General features: G+C 68.3%; 18 protein-coding genes and 1 pseudogene. 11 read left to right on the forward strand and 8 right to left on the reverse strand.

Translation table 11 applies throughout. The annotated features are described in order from the left end of the window. Window positions 1–23: 23 nt before the first annotated feature. Window positions 24–653: a hypothetical protein gene (locus ACFU9E_RS21805; RefSeq protein WP_380685507.1), complete on the reverse strand. Its 630-nt coding sequence runs from the start codon at window positions 651–653 to the stop codon at window positions 24–26. Between the two features lie 37 nt (window positions 654–690). Further along, entirely contained in the window at window positions 691–1,959 is a 1,269-nt protein-coding gene (locus tag ACFU9E_RS21810) for a hypothetical protein (RefSeq protein WP_380685505.1), read from the reverse strand. 298 nt (window positions 1,960–2,257) lie between these two features. On the opposite strand from ACFU9E_RS21810, the pseudogene ACFU9E_RS21815 reads away from it, so the two are divergent. Then, window positions 2,258–2,479: pseudogene (locus ACFU9E_RS21815) on the forward strand (DUF6879 family protein); the annotation flags it as partial. A gap of 30 nt (window positions 2,480–2,509) precedes the next feature. On the opposite strand, the gene ACFU9E_RS21820 reads toward ACFU9E_RS21815, so the two are convergent. Both ACFU9E_RS21820 and ACFU9E_RS21825 read right to left on the reverse strand, forming a co-directional pair. Further along, the gene (locus ACFU9E_RS21820; RefSeq protein WP_380685513.1) at window positions 2,510–3,016 is read right to left on the reverse strand and encodes a hypothetical protein; all 507 of its coding nucleotides are present in this window, start codon (window positions 3,014–3,016) and stop codon (window positions 2,510–2,512) included. A 251-nt stretch (window positions 3,017–3,267) separates the two neighbouring features. After that, window positions 3,268–3,717: a hypothetical protein gene (locus tag ACFU9E_RS21825; RefSeq protein WP_355366619.1), complete on the reverse strand. Its 450-nt coding sequence runs from the start codon at window positions 3,715–3,717 to the stop codon at window positions 3,268–3,270. Between the two features lie 348 nt (window positions 3,718–4,065). On the opposite strand from ACFU9E_RS21825, the gene ACFU9E_RS21830 reads away from it, so the two are divergent. The 8 genes from ACFU9E_RS21830 (at window position 4,066) to ACFU9E_RS21865 (ending at window position 9,587) form a co-directional block, all read left to right on the forward strand. After that, window positions 4,066–4,752, forward strand: coding sequence for a DUF6879 family protein (locus tag ACFU9E_RS21830; RefSeq protein WP_380685503.1), 687 nt, complete (start codon window positions 4,066–4,068; stop codon window positions 4,750–4,752). Beyond that, a complete protein-coding gene (locus tag ACFU9E_RS21835; protein ID WP_380685501.1) occupies window positions 4,749–5,147 on the forward strand; it encodes a hypothetical protein in 399 nt (132 codons plus the stop codon). Before ACFU9E_RS21830 ends, ACFU9E_RS21835 begins: the two co-directional genes overlap by 4 nt. Further along, window positions 5,131–5,643 (forward strand): DUF6879 family protein, encoded by a 513-nt coding sequence (locus ACFU9E_RS21840; protein ID WP_380685500.1) that lies wholly within the window; start codon window positions 5,131–5,133, stop codon window positions 5,641–5,643. Before ACFU9E_RS21835 ends, ACFU9E_RS21840 begins: the two co-directional genes overlap by 17 nt. A 29-nt stretch (window positions 5,644–5,672) precedes the next feature. Beyond that, window positions 5,673–6,479 carry a helix-turn-helix domain-containing protein gene (locus ACFU9E_RS21845; RefSeq protein ID WP_380715267.1) on the forward strand — a complete coding sequence of 269 codons (807 nt, stop codon included), beginning with the start codon at window positions 5,673–5,675 and terminating at the stop codon, window positions 6,477–6,479. Window positions 6,480–6,566: 87 nt separating this feature from the next. Next, complete coding sequence (locus ACFU9E_RS21850) at window positions 6,567–7,088, forward strand: DUF6879 family protein (RefSeq protein WP_380685498.1); 522 nt, start codon at window positions 6,567–6,569, stop codon at window positions 7,086–7,088. Window positions 7,089–7,220: 132 nt separating this feature from the next. Continuing rightward, window positions 7,221–7,481: a hypothetical protein gene (locus ACFU9E_RS21855; protein WP_380685496.1), complete on the forward strand. Its 261-nt coding sequence runs from the start codon at window positions 7,221–7,223 to the stop codon at window positions 7,479–7,481. Between the two features lies 1 nt (window position 7,482). Continuing rightward, the gene (gene tgmB, locus ACFU9E_RS21860) at window positions 7,483–8,457 is read left to right on the forward strand and encodes an ATP-grasp ribosomal peptide maturase (protein ID WP_380715258.1); all 975 of its coding nucleotides are present in this window, start codon (window positions 7,483–7,485) and stop codon (window positions 8,455–8,457) included. Next, the gene (locus ACFU9E_RS21865) at window positions 8,454–9,587 is read left to right on the forward strand and encodes a methyltransferase domain-containing protein (protein WP_380715260.1); all 1,134 of its coding nucleotides are present in this window, start codon (window positions 8,454–8,456) and stop codon (window positions 9,585–9,587) included. The genes tgmB and ACFU9E_RS21865 overlap by 4 nt, the downstream gene beginning before the upstream one ends. A 116-nt stretch (window positions 9,588–9,703) precedes the next feature. Here the strand turns inward: ACFU9E_RS21865 and ACFU9E_RS21870 are convergent, their stop codons facing one another. Together ACFU9E_RS21870 and ACFU9E_RS21875 are read right to left on the reverse strand one after the other, a co-directional pair. After that, complete coding sequence (locus tag ACFU9E_RS21870; RefSeq protein WP_380688898.1) at window positions 9,704–11,098, reverse strand: APC family permease; 1,395 nt, start codon at window positions 11,096–11,098, stop codon at window positions 9,704–9,706. Window positions 11,099–11,116: 18 nt separating this feature from the next. Then, window positions 11,117–11,989, reverse strand: a complete 873-nt coding sequence (locus ACFU9E_RS21875; protein ID WP_380688900.1) for a proline iminopeptidase-family hydrolase — start codon at window positions 11,987–11,989, stop codon at window positions 11,117–11,119. A gap of 107 nt (window positions 11,990–12,096) precedes the next feature. Between ACFU9E_RS21875 and ACFU9E_RS21880 the strand changes: the two genes are divergently transcribed. Further along, complete coding sequence (locus tag ACFU9E_RS21880; protein ID WP_380688896.1) at window positions 12,097–12,876, forward strand: FadR/GntR family transcriptional regulator; 780 nt, start codon at window positions 12,097–12,099, stop codon at window positions 12,874–12,876. Between the two features lie 153 nt (window positions 12,877–13,029). On the opposite strand, the gene ACFU9E_RS21885 is transcribed toward ACFU9E_RS21880, so the two are convergent. Then, a complete protein-coding gene (locus ACFU9E_RS21885) occupies window positions 13,030–13,551 on the reverse strand; it encodes a GNAT family N-acetyltransferase (protein WP_380688894.1) in 522 nt (173 codons plus the stop codon). A gap of 35 nt (window positions 13,552–13,586) precedes the next feature. Between ACFU9E_RS21885 and ACFU9E_RS21890 the strand changes: the two genes are divergently transcribed. After that, window positions 13,587–14,476 (forward strand): IS5 family transposase gene (locus ACFU9E_RS21890; protein ID WP_380715262.1). Its coding sequence is split into 2 segments (ribosomal slippage): window positions 13,587–13,941 and window positions 13,941–14,476, totalling 891 coding nucleotides; the frame shifts between segments, so codons are not numbered across the junction. A gap of 150 nt (window positions 14,477–14,626) precedes the next feature. Here the strand turns inward: ACFU9E_RS21890 and ACFU9E_RS21895 are convergent. After that, window positions 14,627–15,124, reverse strand: coding sequence for a hypothetical protein (locus ACFU9E_RS21895; RefSeq protein ID WP_380680321.1), 498 nt, complete (start codon window positions 15,122–15,124; stop codon window positions 14,627–14,629). Window positions 15,125–15,216: the final 92 nt, after the last annotated feature.

Below are 15,216 nucleotides of genomic sequence, written 5' to 3' on the forward strand. Positions count from 1 at the left end.
GATGGCAGGGGTCGACACTCAACTCATCTTGGCGCCGAAGCGCTGCCCGGGGGGACCATCGTGGCGGTACGGTCGAGGTTTTCGAACGACCCTCCCTCCTCGTACGAGACGTAGATGTCGCCGGCGAGCTTGGCGACGGCGTCTTTGAGCTCCCTGGATGTCGTACCCACCTTGGTGGTGGTGACCTTGATGCCGGAACCGTCAGGGAGCATGGCGGCGGAGTAGACGGGGGCTGGGAGCTTGTTCGACCCTGCTGCTTCCCCGATCAGTTTGATTGCCGGGTCGACCCTGCCGCGTGAGTACCGGCACTTCTGGATCGCGGTATAGGACGTCTGGATGCCCGGGTGCGCCGCCGACGCGGCTTCGACGAGGCCCCGCGCCCGCTCCTCGTCGGTCACGAACAGCACAACCCGCCGCCCGGCCGGGTCGAGCTGAAGCGTGCCGAAGGTGTCCTGGAAGTTCGTGCGTCCCTGTTCCCCGAGCGCCGACTCCAGGTTTTGCAGGGCGGCGTAGGTGACGGCGTCGATCGGCGAAGGTGGTGACTTGGGGCCCCCGTCTCCGCCGGCCGACAGTGAACCGCTGCCACATGCGGTGAGCAGCAGGCTCGCGAGAAACCCTGCCGACCATACGGTCGCTCGGCGGTGCCCTTTCATGTCAACTGATCCCGTTCTGCTCGCTGATCCGGTTCGTTCAAGCGTGGTAAGGGGAGAGGCTCAGTCCGACTGCCTTGAAGTAGTCCTTGATTTCGGTCCAGCAGACAGTGTTGTTGTCGGAAGCTGAAAGACTTCCCCGGGCCTGGCGAGTTCCACCGCTGAAGGCGAAGACCAGAGCGCCGCTGTCACCGTGATCAGCCCCCCAGCCGTCGGAGTGCCCGCAGACGCCACGGGAGGTGTGACGAACTCCGTCCCACCAGTAGGGCTCCCGGGAGGTCCACGAGATATCGCTGTCTGTGACCTTGATGCCGCAGGGCACTCCGTGCCCTGAGTAGTAGGACGTGATGCCGTCATGGCACACCCAGTCGCCGTTGTAGCTGTAGGCGACGCCCTCCACCCGGTACCACTGATTCTGGACGTTGTCGGCTTCGTCGGATGTCGCCCCGACTCCTCCACTAGTCCCTGTGTAGATTGCCTCCATGTCCCACTGCGGGGACACATTGGTGACAACTCCGATACGGTTTCCCGTCCATTGATGGTCCAGGTCGTGAGACGGATAGGCGTTGCCATAGACCTCCCAGTTCTCGGGGAAGCAGTGAGCGGCCGTCAGGATGAAGTCTCCGGTTCCAATGCCTGCGACGGCACCCGTCGTGCACGCGTGCCCATTGACTCCTACGTAGTCCCCGGCGATGAATGGCCGGACATCGTTCCAGCGCCATTCAAGACTTTCCGGTGCTTCGCCCGCCTCCAGCGTGACGGGGATCTCCGCCCCCATGGAGGTCCTGTATGGTGCGACCTCGGACTTCGCGGCAGGGGCAGCAGCATTGGCCTTGTCCGTAACGATCCTGAGGCCGCTGGCATCCGGATTCAATGCGACGGCGTGGACCGGATACGGCAGTTTCTTCGACTCGGCCTCGGCCACGACCTGATCCCGAGCTGCGGCCAGGTCCTTGCGGGAGTGGCTCGACTTCGCGACCTTGATCAGCGCGATGTTGATGGCGGGTGACGACTTCTTGGCATCTGCGACCAGGCGGTCTGCCTTGGTAGTGTCTGTCACGTACAGCACGACGCGCCCTTTGGGGGCGTCGATCGCGAGCGACCCGTAGATGTCGGAGTGGGTTGATCGCCCTTGCTCCCCCAGGGCATCTGCCACAGCCCGAAGCGGGTCGAGGATCTTCATCTGTCGGGCGAGATCCAGATTTGCGAACTGCTGGTCGGTCAGATCAGGACCGGCCGACGATATTCCGGTCGTGACTGCAGCCGTCAGAGCGGTGGCCGCAAGAGCTATTGTGACACGTTGAATCATCAAGCCCCCCTTGGCTAGGCCTTCAGCGCGCGCACTCTACGGCGAGTAGGTGTCCCTCGCGCGCAACCGGCGATGAGTCGATTCTGGCAGGCCGCTGACTGCGCGGCCATCTCCTGGTTTGACATGTGACGCTGCTCTCAACCGCTCGTGATGGTCCGCCGGTTGATCCGGGGTCCAGTCCATTTCGATGCCTGTGGGCTACTTTGGGAGCGTAAGCGGATCGTCCGGCGCACCAGGCGGGCATTGGGTTCCCGCTGTGCTAATACACAGGCTGATCGGCTTCAATGAGTTGGACGGCATGTTCGAGAGCTTCGAGCACACGGCCTTCCGGCGGGAGACCCGTCGCCGGTGCCGGTCCGACGAACTCACCGAGACCTACCGCCGGTTCGCCGCGGGGCAGGCGGCCGGTTGGGACCTGGAGGACCCGTGGTGCCGGTCGCGCCGTGAGCAGGTGGGCCTCGGCAAGCGGTTCGAGCGGGTGCGGAGCCTGGACAGCCGGCCTACCCCGGGACAGCGGTACCTGCTCGACAACGTCGTCGCTCGAAGGGTGTTACTCCGGGCCGTTGGTGATCCAGTCGGCGACGGCCGAAGCTACCTCGGCAGGGCTCCGGCCGGTGGTGGTGAACTGCCGGTCCACCGCGCACCGAAGCTCCTCGGCGTCCTTGATCGCGTCCTCGACCCGATCCGGCCCCCACCCCCGCGCGGCGAGCCGTGCGCGCCTGTCGGCATCGGTGCAGTCGAGGTGCGCCCAGGAGGTGCGCGGCGGGTCCACGACGTCGGCAGCCGCGCTTGCCCATTCGCCCGGTGTCAAGGGGCAGAGGATCAGCACGGGCCCGCCGGCCCGGAGCATCATGTTCGCGATCTTCACCCAGAGCCTGTTGTAGGCGGGCCACACGGGACTCGCCGAGGGCGAGGTGATGCCGATGCCTAGCAGCCTGCCATCCGGCTCCGGCAATTCATCGAAGTCGACACTCCCGAACGGGTACGCCCCCAAGTGCCCCAGCAGCGTCGACTTCCCGGCCCCCGGCGCACCCGTGATGACATGAAGAACCGACAACTTGCTTTCCCCTCCCCGAACGAACAGCTACCGGTCCTGCCGGCCGACTGCACAGGAAGTCGGCCCGCCCGACTTCCTGTGCAGCCCAACCGAGCGAACTCCCCTCGGCCGACAGCCCCCTGCACCCTTCGACCGTGATCTGTAGTTCAACACGGGAAATGGAGTAGCGCTGGCCGAGGCTGCCGGCCGCGCTGCCCGCAGACCTGGTCATGGCAACCGGCCCCGGGCCGTGCCCCGGGGCCGGACAGGTGCTAGCCGATTCGTGTGAGCGTGTATCGGTAGGTGATCTTGCCGTCGGCTGAGGCGATCTTCTCCGTGGTCACGCTCGCCTTGCCGTTGAAGTCGCTCGGGTCGGGACGGATCTCCGCATCGACCTTGGCGATCTTGTCGTCCGCGTTCCAGTCGTCCTTCTCCATCAGCTGGATCTTCAGGTGGAAGGGGGCGGACTGCTGCGGAGCGTCGTCATCGAAGTGCCGTCGCGAGGACCGGTCCTTGGGGAACTTGAAGAACTCGCCGGCCCGCATGCCCATATGGGTCGCGATCTTTCCGCCGAGGATGCCGTCGACGGTGGGTTGCCACAAGGTCACCTCGTCCAGCTCGATCCTGCCGTAGATCTCGCCGACGGGGTCGTCGGAGTCCTCGCTGATGTCGTCGATCCGAACCCAGTCGAGCTTCAGCTCGTATTCCGATACGTCACTCATGCTTCCTCCGGGAGGCTGGTTGTCCAGGCATGGTGTGGTCCGCGCGCCGACTGCGCGAAGTCGGACCGGACCCCTCGGCCGACCCTGGCCCGAGGGCGTCCGTGATCAAGCTAGGCCCGGCTCCCCGCCCCCACCGTGCTCCTCCTCGCTCTGCCTTGCTGCGATCGCCCGTTCGGCGCAACAGGACGAGGGATGGTGAGATCATTCGCGATGTGGCCGCAGCCGGCGGTGGGCCCTGGCAGGGTGGGAGCTTTTTGACGTCCTGGATGGATGTTCGAGAATCAGCCATCCGCCCGGGCCGGTCCCACGGCATTCTGAACCGGCCTGACCGACAGCGAGGGGGCGGCTGTGAGCCGACGACTGCGGTACATCGGACGCAACTCGGGGAAAGACGGCTACCCGACGCTCTACGGGGACGTCGAGACCGGAGAGGTGCTGGTGCAGGGTGAAGCCGTCACCGACCCCGACGAGCTGGCGCAACTCCCTGCCGTCGGCCGGGAGCCCGTGCTGATCGGCTTCGAGGAGTTCGACGGCATGTTCGAGAGCTTCGAGCACACGGCCTTCCGGCTGGAGACCCGTCGCCGGTACCGGTCCGACGAACTCACCGAGACCTACCGCCGGTTCGCTGCCGGGCAGCCGGCCGGTTGGGACCTGGAGGACCCGTGGTGCCGTTCGCGCCGTGAGCAGGTGGCCCTCGGCAAGCGGTTCGAGCGGGTGCGGATCATGGACGCCCCGCCCACCCCGGGACAGCGGTACCTGCTCGACAACGCCGAGCGGAACAGCGCCGTCGGCGAGGACATCCGGTACCTCTGGCGCACCGACGCCGATCGCCTCGGCCTCCCGGCCGAGGACACCTGGCTGTTCGACTCGCGGGTGATCGCCCTGCTGCACTTCGACCCCGACGACGACCTGACCGGCGTGGAGCTGATCACCGACCCGGTCCAGGTGGCCCGCGCCTGCCAGGTCCGCGATGCCGCCTGGCACTTCGCCACGCCATATCGGGCGTTCGCCGCTGAGGTACCGTCCGGCCTGTGAGCACCGACTTCCAACAGGCGCGAACCGCCCTCGGTCTGCGGCTCCGCGCAGGAAGTCGGCTGGGCCGACTTCCCGCTCCGGTGTTCGAGCTCCGCTCTTTCCTGTACTGGAAAGCCGATGGCCTTGCCTACCGGCGGGGCGAGCCTGAAGTATCGACCTCGACAACGGAACGAGGAGGACCAGTGGCTCTGCGCAAACTGTCCGGTGACTCGAACTGCAAGAGCGGCACCTGCCCGACGCTGTGGGGAACGGAGGACGAGACCGCCTTTCTCGTGCAGGGCTACGTGGTCACCGACCCCGAACAGCTCGCCCAGATCGGCCTGCCCGAAGGTGAGGCCGTCGTCCGTGTGCCTGTGAACATCCTGGAGGACTACTTCCGTGCTCGACGGAACTGAATTCGGCCGACTCTTCGAGAGCTTCCAGCACACCGCGTTCCGACTGGAGACGCTGGACCTCTACGACGTCGAGGAGGAGCGGGAGGAGTTCGAGGCCTTCCTCGCCGGCGACCCCATGCCGCCCGAGTGGGCCGACAACCCGTGGGTCCGGTCTATGACGGACCACGGCAAGACGGTGGCCCGTGTCCACGTCCTCACCTCGCCGCTCACCGACTACCTGCGGTACGAACTCGCCGCCTACCCCGGCAACATCACGGCGGGCGAGACCATCGGAATCATCGACCGCGCCGACCAGCGGGTAGCCGGGCTCCCGGACCACGACTTCTGGCTGTTCGACGACACCGACGTCTACCGCATGCACTACACGACGGACGGCAAGTTCATCGGAGCCGAGAAGCTCCCCGCAGAGGCCACCCCCGAGTACCTCCGCTACCGGGAGATCGCCGAGTCCCACGCCGTCCCCTTTGCCGAGTACTGGCAGCAGTTCCAGTCTTGAGGGCTGCTGCCGAAGACATCGGAAAGGCCTTGCGAGCCCTGCGTCATGCCTCGGGGTTGACCGGGGAAACCGTGGCTCGTAGGGCTTCCATGTCTCCGGGCAAGCTCAGCAAGATCGAGCACGGCAAGGTACTCCCGAGCGTCGTGGACGTTGATCTCATCCTCACGGCGCTCGGCATCTCGCAGGAGGCGAAGGAACAGTTCCTGGAGCAGGCTCGTGTCGCCGCTACGGAAGAGACGGCCTGGCGGCTCATCCATCGCACCGGGTTCTGGAAGCACCAGCAGGCAATCCAGGCCATCGAGGAGCGCACCAGCGAACTCAGGTTGTTCCAAGGGCAGTTGATTCCCGGACTGCTTCAGACATCGGAGTACATCTCGGCGGTCTTCGATCTTCTGCCCGACCTGTCCGAGGAGGCCCGGACCAGGGCCATTGCCGCCCGACTGGCCCGGCAGCAGGCGCTCTACGACTGCGGCCGTTCCTTTCACTTCCTCATCTGCGAACACGTGCTCCAGTGGAGGATCTGCGACCCGGCGATCATGGCCGTGCAGTTGGACCGGCTTGTCTCGCTCTCCAGGCTCCCGAATGTGGTTCTTGGCCTGCTTCCTCAGCGCGCCCGGATGCCCGACTTCCCGATGACCTGCTTCAGCTTGCATGACAATCGGCTGGCCCTCGTCGAGACGTTTCATTCTGAGATCACCACCCGGGAGCCTAAGGATCTCAGGATCTATCTGGAGACCTTCGACCGATTCGCTGCTGCCGCCATCTATGGCGACGAGATGCGGCGAGTGGTCGAAGGCATCCGGGATGATTACTTGCGCGCCCGGGAAGACCGGTGAGAGCGGCGACCTTGGGGTCGAGCGCATCGACGACATACGTGAAGAAGGCGCAGACTGTGGAATCGAAACTGCTGATGAGGACCTCCCGTGACCATCGCTCCTGAAGACTTCGGCGCCATGTTCGATACATTCCAGCGAGAAGCCTTCCGTCTCGAAACACTGGACGATTACAGCGGCTCCGGCAACGCGGACGCCTATCGTGCCTTTCTGGTGGGTGGGCCTCAGCCGCTGGACTACAACGCCCCCTGGCTGACGCAGGTCCGGCGGAACACAGCCGCCGGACGGCGCATGTACCGCGTACACGTCCTGTCGCGGCCGCTCACCCCGTACCTCCGGTTCGAACTCGGATGGGGCTACCGGAAGAACGCCACGGTCGGCGAGGAGTTCTTCATCCTGGATGTCACCGACAAGCCGAACCCGGTCGCCGACGCACCGGACTTCTGGATGTTCGACGAGTCGTCCGTTGTCTCGATGGCGTATGCCGACGGTGGCGTGTTCACCGGAGCGGAGGAAGAACCCGACCCTGAGAAATGGATCGCGCTCAGGGAAGCGGCTCTGAGCCATGCCGAGCCGTTCGATTCCTGGTGGGCTCGGCATGGCGCTGTGTGAAAGGCGACCGATGCTCGCCGCTATCAGGGACGAGTTCTTGCGGTAACGAGAAACATCCTGACTCCCCATCGGATCTGGCTCTACCTTGAATCCCGCTCACCCCCTGCGGTGAGCAGAAGGTGAGGGAGAACCATGTCCACCGCGACATTGCCGGTGTTGGACGAACTGGGTGGGGCGGCGGGGCCGTTCGCGTTCCGGTTCCTGAACGCGGTCAGGGGGAGCGGGGGCGTCCTGGCCTCCGAGGTCGTGTACGACGAGGAATCGCAGACGTGCAGCTACGCGAGCATGCCGCCCGGCGTCTACATGACCAGCAACCCGCCCAAGACGTACGGGCCGACGCAGCCGTCCGGGCAGCTGGACGCGCCGGACGACCCCGGAAGCAGCAACGACTGAGATGCCCGAATCCGGCACCGTTCTCGTGATCACGGGGACGTTCGATCCGACCGCCGATCTGGTGATCGAGGAACTCAACCGGCGTGCGGTGCCGGTCTTCCGGGCGGACACGGCGTGGTTCCCGTCGAGGCTCGCCCTGGCGGCGGGCCTCGACGGGTCGCCGTCCGGGTGGGGCGGGGCGCTCGCCACCGAGCGTCGCTCGCTCGACCTGGCCGCTGTCCGCTCGGTCTACTACCGCCGCCCCACACCGAGTGAGTTCCCGCCCGGACTCGCCCCGGAGGTAAGGGCGGTGGCGTCCGCCGAAGCCCGACGGGGCTTCGGCGGCCTGCTGTCGGCGCTCCCGGCCCGGTGGCTGCCGCCGCCGGGCCGGGCCGAGGAAGCCGAGTCCAAGCCGCTCCAGCTCCGGGTGGCGGCCGAGTGCGGGCTGCGCGTCCCGCGGACGCTGATCACCAACCGGCCCGAGGCCGCGCGGGAGTTCGCCAACCGGATCGGCGGGCCCGTCGTCTACAAGCCGTTCACGCCGATCCGGGGGACGGTCGGCGGCGAGTCGGTCGCGGTCTACGCGAGCGTGCTCCGGCCGGAGGACGTCGGGCACCCGTCCATCGCCGCCACGGCGCACCTGTTCCAGGAGTGGGTACCCAAGGCGCACGAGGTCCGGCTCACGGCAGTGGGCGGACGGCTGTTCGCCGCCGAGATCCACGCGGAGTCGGACGCCGCCAGGACGGACTGGCGCAGCGACTACGACAGCCTCCGCTACCGCGCGTGCGAGCCCCCGGCCGAGGTGGCCGCCGGCGTGCACCGCGTGCTCGCGCGACTCGGGCTGCCCTACGGGGCGTTCGACTTCGTCGTGACGCCGTCCGGGAAGTGGGTGTTCCTGGAGGTCAACCCCAACGGGCAGTACGGGTTCGTCGAACAGGCGACGGGGCTGCCCATCACCGCCGCCATCTGTGACTACCTGGAAGGGATTGAGGGATGACGACGGATCTCGACGCGAGGATCCGGATGGCACGGGACATCGAGCGGGGAGCCTCCGTGCTGTCCTCGCGCGTGGTCGAGGCGTTCCTGAACGTGCCGAGGCATCCGTTCGTGCCGGCGTTCTACCGGTCCGAGGGCGCGGTCCACCGGCCCTGGCGGAGCGGCGACGAGGGCTGGCTGCGGGCCGTGTACGCGGACGAGGCGCTGGTCACCGAGGTGGACGGGGTGCACGCCGAGGACGCGCCGGCCGGCGGGGTGGGCGGGGCGGCGACGTCGTCGTCGACGGCGCCGGGGCTGATGGCGGAGATGCTGGACGCGCTCGATGTCCGGCCTGGGGACCGGGTGCTGGAGATCGGCACGGGGACCGGGTACAACGCCGCGCTGCTCTGCCACCTCGCGGGCGCCGGGAACGTCACCACCGTCGACCGCACCGGGCGCCTGGTGGACGCGGCGCGGGAGCGACTGGCCGGGGCGGGCTTCGCGGCGGCCGTCGTGCGGGCGGGGGACGGCGCGGTCGGCTGCCCGGGCGGAGCGCCGTACGACCGGATCATCGCGACCTGTTCCGTCCGCCGCATCCCACCGGCCTGGCTGGACCAGTGCGTGACCGGCGGGCTGATCGTCGCGCCGATCGGCAACGCGCTCGGCGGCGGCGCGGTCGCCTGCCTCACCAAGCTGCCCGACGGCGGCGCGGCGGGCCGGTTCCTGCACCGGCCCGCCGCGTTCATGCCCCTGCGGGCGGACGGGAGCCCGGAGCCGGCCCACGACGTCCCCGTCGCGGGCCGGCAACGGACGAGCGTCGTCGGTGCCCGCGTGCTGGACGATCAGGGCTTCTCCTTCTGGGCGGGCCTGCGCCTGCCCCCGGCCGTCGTGCGCTCCGGTGGCACGCTCCACGACCCGAACGACGGCTCGACCGTCCACGTCCAGGACCACCCGGACCACCCCGGCCGCCCGTCCACCGTGGTCACCGGCGGGCCGCGGGACCTCTGGCAGCTCGTCGAATCCGCCTACACCACCTGGCGCCACCACCACCGACCCCGCCGCGAGTGGTTCACCCTCAGCGCCGCCCCGGGCGGCCCCCAACTGGTCACCTACACCACCCCGGACGGCGAGACGACGTCCTGCGCCCTCTGACGCGTGGGGGGCTCACCGGGTACGGGAAAGGGGCCGCCGGAGCTGCCGTTGGTGGCGGCGGTGACCGGGTCCGCGGTGCGGCTGCCCCGACGTCTGCCGCCGCCACGGGACAGCCCTCAGCGACCTGCCGAGGCCGCCGCGTCGGCGTTCGCGTCGCGTTCGCGGAATGCCCAGTAGCCCGCGATGCCGATGCCGATGAGGAGCCATCCGAGGCCGAGGAGCTGGGCGTGCGGATTGGCGTTCCACAGGGCGTAACCGAGCACCAGGGTGCCGAGCAGGGGCGAGGTCCAGTGCAGGAACCAGTGCCGGCTGCGCCCCCGGATCCCGAAATGGACGACGACGGCGACGTTGAGCAGGATGTAGGCGGTCAGCGCGCCGAAGGTGACGAGCGTCGTCAGCAGTTCCTGTTGGGTGGTGCCGACGATGCCGACGACGAGGGACAGCCCGGCGACCAGGAACATGGCGTTCCGTGGAACCTGGTGCTTGCCGACCTTGGCGAAGACGGCCGGCAGTTGACGGTCGCGGGCCATGCTGAAGACCAGGCGGCTGGAGGTGGCCTGGGAGGCGATCGAGTTCGCGAAGATCGCGACGAGGGCGGACGTCAAGGTGATGACCACCTTGAACCACGGCCCGACGACCTGGCCGGCGATGTCGTAGAACGCGTTGTTGACGGGATCGCCGTCCTCGAAGACGGTGCCGGCGGGCACGAAGATCGCGGCCAGGTACACCTGGGCGACGAACAGCAGGGTGACGACGACGAGGACGATCATGGTCGCCTTCGACACGGTCCTTCCACCCCCCTTGGCTTCTTCGTTCAGGGTGGAGATCGCGTCGAAGCCGATGTAGCTGAGGGCGGCGATCGGGATCGCGCCGAAGACGATCTCCCAGGAGAACTCGTCGGCCCGGAAGATCGGACCGAGGGAGAAGGCGCCGCGCCCCTGGGCGACGGCGACTGCGGCGCCGACCACGAAGACGGCGAGCACGAGGCATTGGAGGACCAGGAACACCAGGTTCATGCCGGCGGTGAGCGTGATGCCGCGCAGGTTGATCGCAGCCGCGAGGACCACGAAGAGGATCACCCACACGAACCCCGGCACGCCCGGAAGGACACTCGTCATCGCGGCTGCGGCGAACACCGAGAGCAGGGCCGGGAGCAGGAGGTAGTCCAGCAGGATCGCCCACCCCGAGACGAATCCGAAGAACCGGTTGATGCCGAGGCGGACGTAGGAGTAGACGGAACCCGCGACGGGGAAGCGCTTCGCCATCTCCTTGTAGCTCATCGCGCTGAACACCATGGCGATGCCGGCGACGACGTAGACGAGGGCGGGCATGCCGTGGGAGAAGTTGTAGATGATGCCGAAGACCGCGAGCGGTGCCATCGGAACCATGTAGATGAGCCCGAATATGACGACATCGCCGAGCGACATCGTGCGCTTGAGTTCTTGCGCGTACCCGAGTTCTTCGAGAGTGGCGTCGTGCCTTGGGAGTTCATGGTGCTGCGGACCGGCCACGGGGCTTTCCTTTCGGAACTAGTGGGTGTCGAGGAAGCGGCGGACCGCGGCGAGATAGGTCTCGGGCTGTTCGAGGTGAACGTTGTGGGTGCCCGGCAGGACGGCGAACTCGCTTCGCGGATTGGCTCCGGCGAGTTCGCGGAGCGTGCCGGGACGTGCTTCGTCGTCGGAGCCGGCGATCCAGAGCGTGGGGATGTCCACGGTGGCGGCGATCCCGGAAAGATCGGTCCCGCGGAGGGTTCCGGTCTGGCTGAACTCGTTCGGCCCCCACATGCTCTCGTACACGTCGGTTGCCAGTCGGCTCATCGAGTCCCGCAGTGGACCCGGCCATGGGTCCAGGGCGCAGAAGTGCCTGCGGTAGAACTCCTTCTCCGCGTCCGCGTAGCCCGGCTCGCCCGGCCCGGCGTCAATCGCCTGCCGCAGCGGCGCCGGCAGTTCCTCGGTCAGCCGCCGGGCGTCCTCGCACCACCGGTCGACGCTGACCAGGGGGCTCGCGAGAACCAATGACGCGACCCGTCCGGGGTGGGCGGAGTAGCAGGAGAGCGCGAGGAGCCCGCCCCAGGAGTGTCCGAAGAGGTGGACCCTGTCGTGGCCGAGGTGCTCGCGCACGAGGTCCACGTGCTCGGTGAAGACCTCCAGGGTGAGAGCGGCCGGATCGGCCGCCCTGTCGGACCGTCCGCAGCCGAGCTGATCGAAGAGGATCACGGGGCGTTCGTCCGCGAGCTCGAACAGCGGGGACAGGTACGCGGCGGGCATCCCCGGCCCTCCGTGCAGCACGAGCAACGGAAGCCCGGCGATGCGGTCCGTGCGGTCCGGGACGTGTGCGCGGTAGGCCAGGCGCCCTTGCGGGGTCGGGACGAAACCCGTCCGAACGTCGACCTCACGTCGCATATGTGGAGATGTCAGCACCTCGACTCCTTTGGCTGGTGGCCCACCTTCTCATAAAAGGTTCTACGGAGGAACCTTTTATCGAGCGGGCCTTGGCGGATGATGGAGGGGTGCCGGAGCCTGAAGAGATCCACGTTGAGCCGTTCCCACGGGGTACCCGGTCGCGGACGCTGGGGGAACAGATCGGGGACCGCCTGATCGTCGCGATCGCGATCGGTGAGTACCTGCCCGGGGTGCAGCTCCCGCCGGAGCGGGAGCTCGCCGAATCCCTGGGGGTGGGGCGGGTGACAGTGCGCGCCGCGATCGCCCGGCTCGTGGACCTCGGGCTCCTGCAGAAGCGGCGCGGACGCAGCGGCGGCACCTTCGTCATCGGCGCGGACGCCGTGCGCGCGGAGCCCGAGATCGGCCGGGTCCTGGAGGCCGCGCGCGCACAACTCCTCGACCAGTACGAGGCGGAGAGCTGGATGCACGGAGCCGTCGCGGCGGCGGCGGCACAACGCCACACCGGATCCGACCGGGAGATGCTGCTGATCCGCCTCGACGAGTTCCGGGCGGCGGGCTCGGGGCCCGAGGCCCAGGCCGCGGACGAGCTGCTGCACGAGGCGATCGCGAACGCGGCTCAGAGCCCGGCGCTGCACGACTCCCTGCTGACCCTGGAACGTCGCATCCACATCCGTGCTCCGCTGCACCCCTGGGGCACGGAGCCGACCTGGCAGGACATGGAGCGTCGCGCCCTCCGCGACCACGAACGCCTCGTCGGAGCGATTCTCGCGCGGGATGTCGCCGAGGCCCACGAGATCGGGCGCCTGCACGCCCGCATCAACATCGAGCACATCGAAGCGGCCCACTTCGGCACCCGGACAGTTGCGGACGAACGGTCAGGGGCATGAGGACCCTGGCGTCCTCCGTCGTGCGGGAGGTGCTGATCACCTGGTCGGGGCGGGTGCGGGTGGAGCGACGGCCGCCGGTTCGGCCGTCGCCCGGTCGGCGCGGTGCGTACGCGCTCGGCTCCGTCCGGATCCCTCGGGCTCAGTCCGGACTCCTCAGGGCCGCATGCCGAGCCACTGCTCGGCGTCCCAGGCCTCGAAGCGTTCCACCTCGGTGAACCCCAGCTTCTCCGCCAGTCGCATCGAGGCGGCGTTGGCGCTCTGGGTGGTGAGGACCACCGGCTCGCCGGGCAGCACGCCGGCGAGCCAGTCGAGGGCCGCCGCGCACGCCTCGGCGGCGTAGCCGGAGCCCCAGGCCCGCGGGAGGAAGAGGTAGCCGAGGTCGAGCTTGCCCGTGGCGGCCGGGCGGCGGTGGCCGGTCGCCCTGCGGAGCAGGACGTGGCCGATCATCGCTCCGTCGAGTTCGACGACGAAGCTCCCGGGCCAGCGCTCGGGCACCTCCGGCAGCTCGCGTTCGAGCTCCTCGCGCTGCCGCGGCCCGCCGAGGTAGGCGTTCACCTCCGGCGAGGCGAGCAGCTCGACGAACGCCGCCCGGTCCCGGGCCTCGGGCTCGCGGAGGACGAGCCTCTCGGTCCTGATCGGTGCGGGCGGCCAGGCTGTCGCTCCGAGATCATCCATTCGCACACGCTAAGGCCTGTCTGATAATTGATCTTGTGGCAGGTCGAGGTGAGTTGACGGACGCGGCGTGGGAGCGGATAGAGCCCCTGTTGCCGCAGGTGGATGGGCGTGGCCGCCCGTGGCGTGATCACCGGCAGGTGGTCAACGGCGTGCTGTGGCGGCTTCGGACCGGGGCCCCGTGGCGCGACCTGCCCGAGCGGTACGGACCGTGGCAGACCGTCTACGAGCGGTTCGCCCGCTGGGAAGCGGACGGCACCTGGGCGAAGCTGCTGGAACAGGTCCAGGTCCGCGACGACGCCGTGGGCCGGGTGGAGTGGACCGTCGCCGTCGACTCCACGGTCAACCGGGCCCACCAGCACGCCGCCGGCGCCCGCAAAAAGGGGACGCAGACGGGGACGAACTGGAAGATCCGGGCCGCTCGCAGACGCGCCAGGCCCTCGGCCGCTCCCGAGGCGGGCTGACCACCAAGGTCCACCTCGCCGTCGACGGCCGGGGCCTGCCGCTGTCGATCGTGCTCACCCCGGGCAACGTCAACGACGCCACCGCGTTCGCCGAGGTCCTGGACGGGATCCGCGTCCCACGAGCCACAACAGGTCGCCCGCGCACAACACCGTTGCGGGTGCTGGGCGACAAGGCCTACTCCAGCAGGGCGATCCGGCATCTGCTGCGGCGTCGGGGCATCGCTGCCACAATCCCCGAACGCCGCGACCAGGTGGCCAACCGCCGACGCCGCGGGCGCCTCGGCGGCCGGCCGCCCGCCTTCGACGAGGAGATCTACCGCAAGCGGAACGTGGTCGAACGATGCTTCGCCCGCCTCAAGCAGTTCCGCGCGATCGCCACCAGGTTCGACAAGCTCGCCGACCGCTACCGCGCCGGAGTCGTCCTGGCCTCCCTGATCCTCTGGCTCCGCGAACCGACCAGATGATCATTTGTCAGACACGCCTTAGCAAGCGCCCGAACGGCCGGGCGAAGCTGGGTGACGGACGCGTCGTCGTCGCGGAGCGGGACGGCTGACGACGTGTGGGGTGGAACCGGTCGCCGCCCCCCACGGTGTCGCTCGCCGCCAGGGTGCTTCCTAGCCGCACTCGGACACGTTGATCTCCTTGCTCTGGGACGTGTCGACCGTCGGCTTGCCGTTGTAGTAGAAGGTGGTCGACGAGCTGATCTCGTACTTCCAAGTCCCGGTGGAGCAGGGGTGGTCGGTCTCGGAGCGCAGCGTCCACGCCCCCTTGCCCTGTCCGGTGGGAATCGCACCGTTGTAGACGGTGCCGTCCGGTGAGGTCAGGCGGTACTTGGACTTGTTGACGTCACACCAGTCCTCGGCCCAGCCGAAGTTGCCGTCGACCTTGCAGTGCGAGAAGACGGTGGCCGTGATCTGGCCGAACTCCGTCTCCAGGCACAGCTTGGACTCCACCTCCTGCTGGAACCGCTCGCCCCAGACGTAGCTCCACTTGGCATCCGCCGCGCAGGAGCTGGTGGCGGCCGCATGGGCGGGCGCGGCGGCCACGAGCGGAAGCGCGGTGCTGGTGATCGCGGAGGCCAGGAGGGCGGACAGCCGAGCGAAACGAGTCATGGAGGTGTCCTTCCGAAGGTCGGTTCATATGCCATGCGACTACCTGGTGTCATCTTGTGACTCCACAGGGTAGCGAACTGTGGGGATCGCGG

Source organism: Kitasatospora sp. NPDC057595 (genome assembly GCF_042800875.1).
Classification (GTDB): Bacteria; Actinomycetota; Actinomycetes; order Streptomycetales; family Streptomycetaceae; genus Kitasatospora.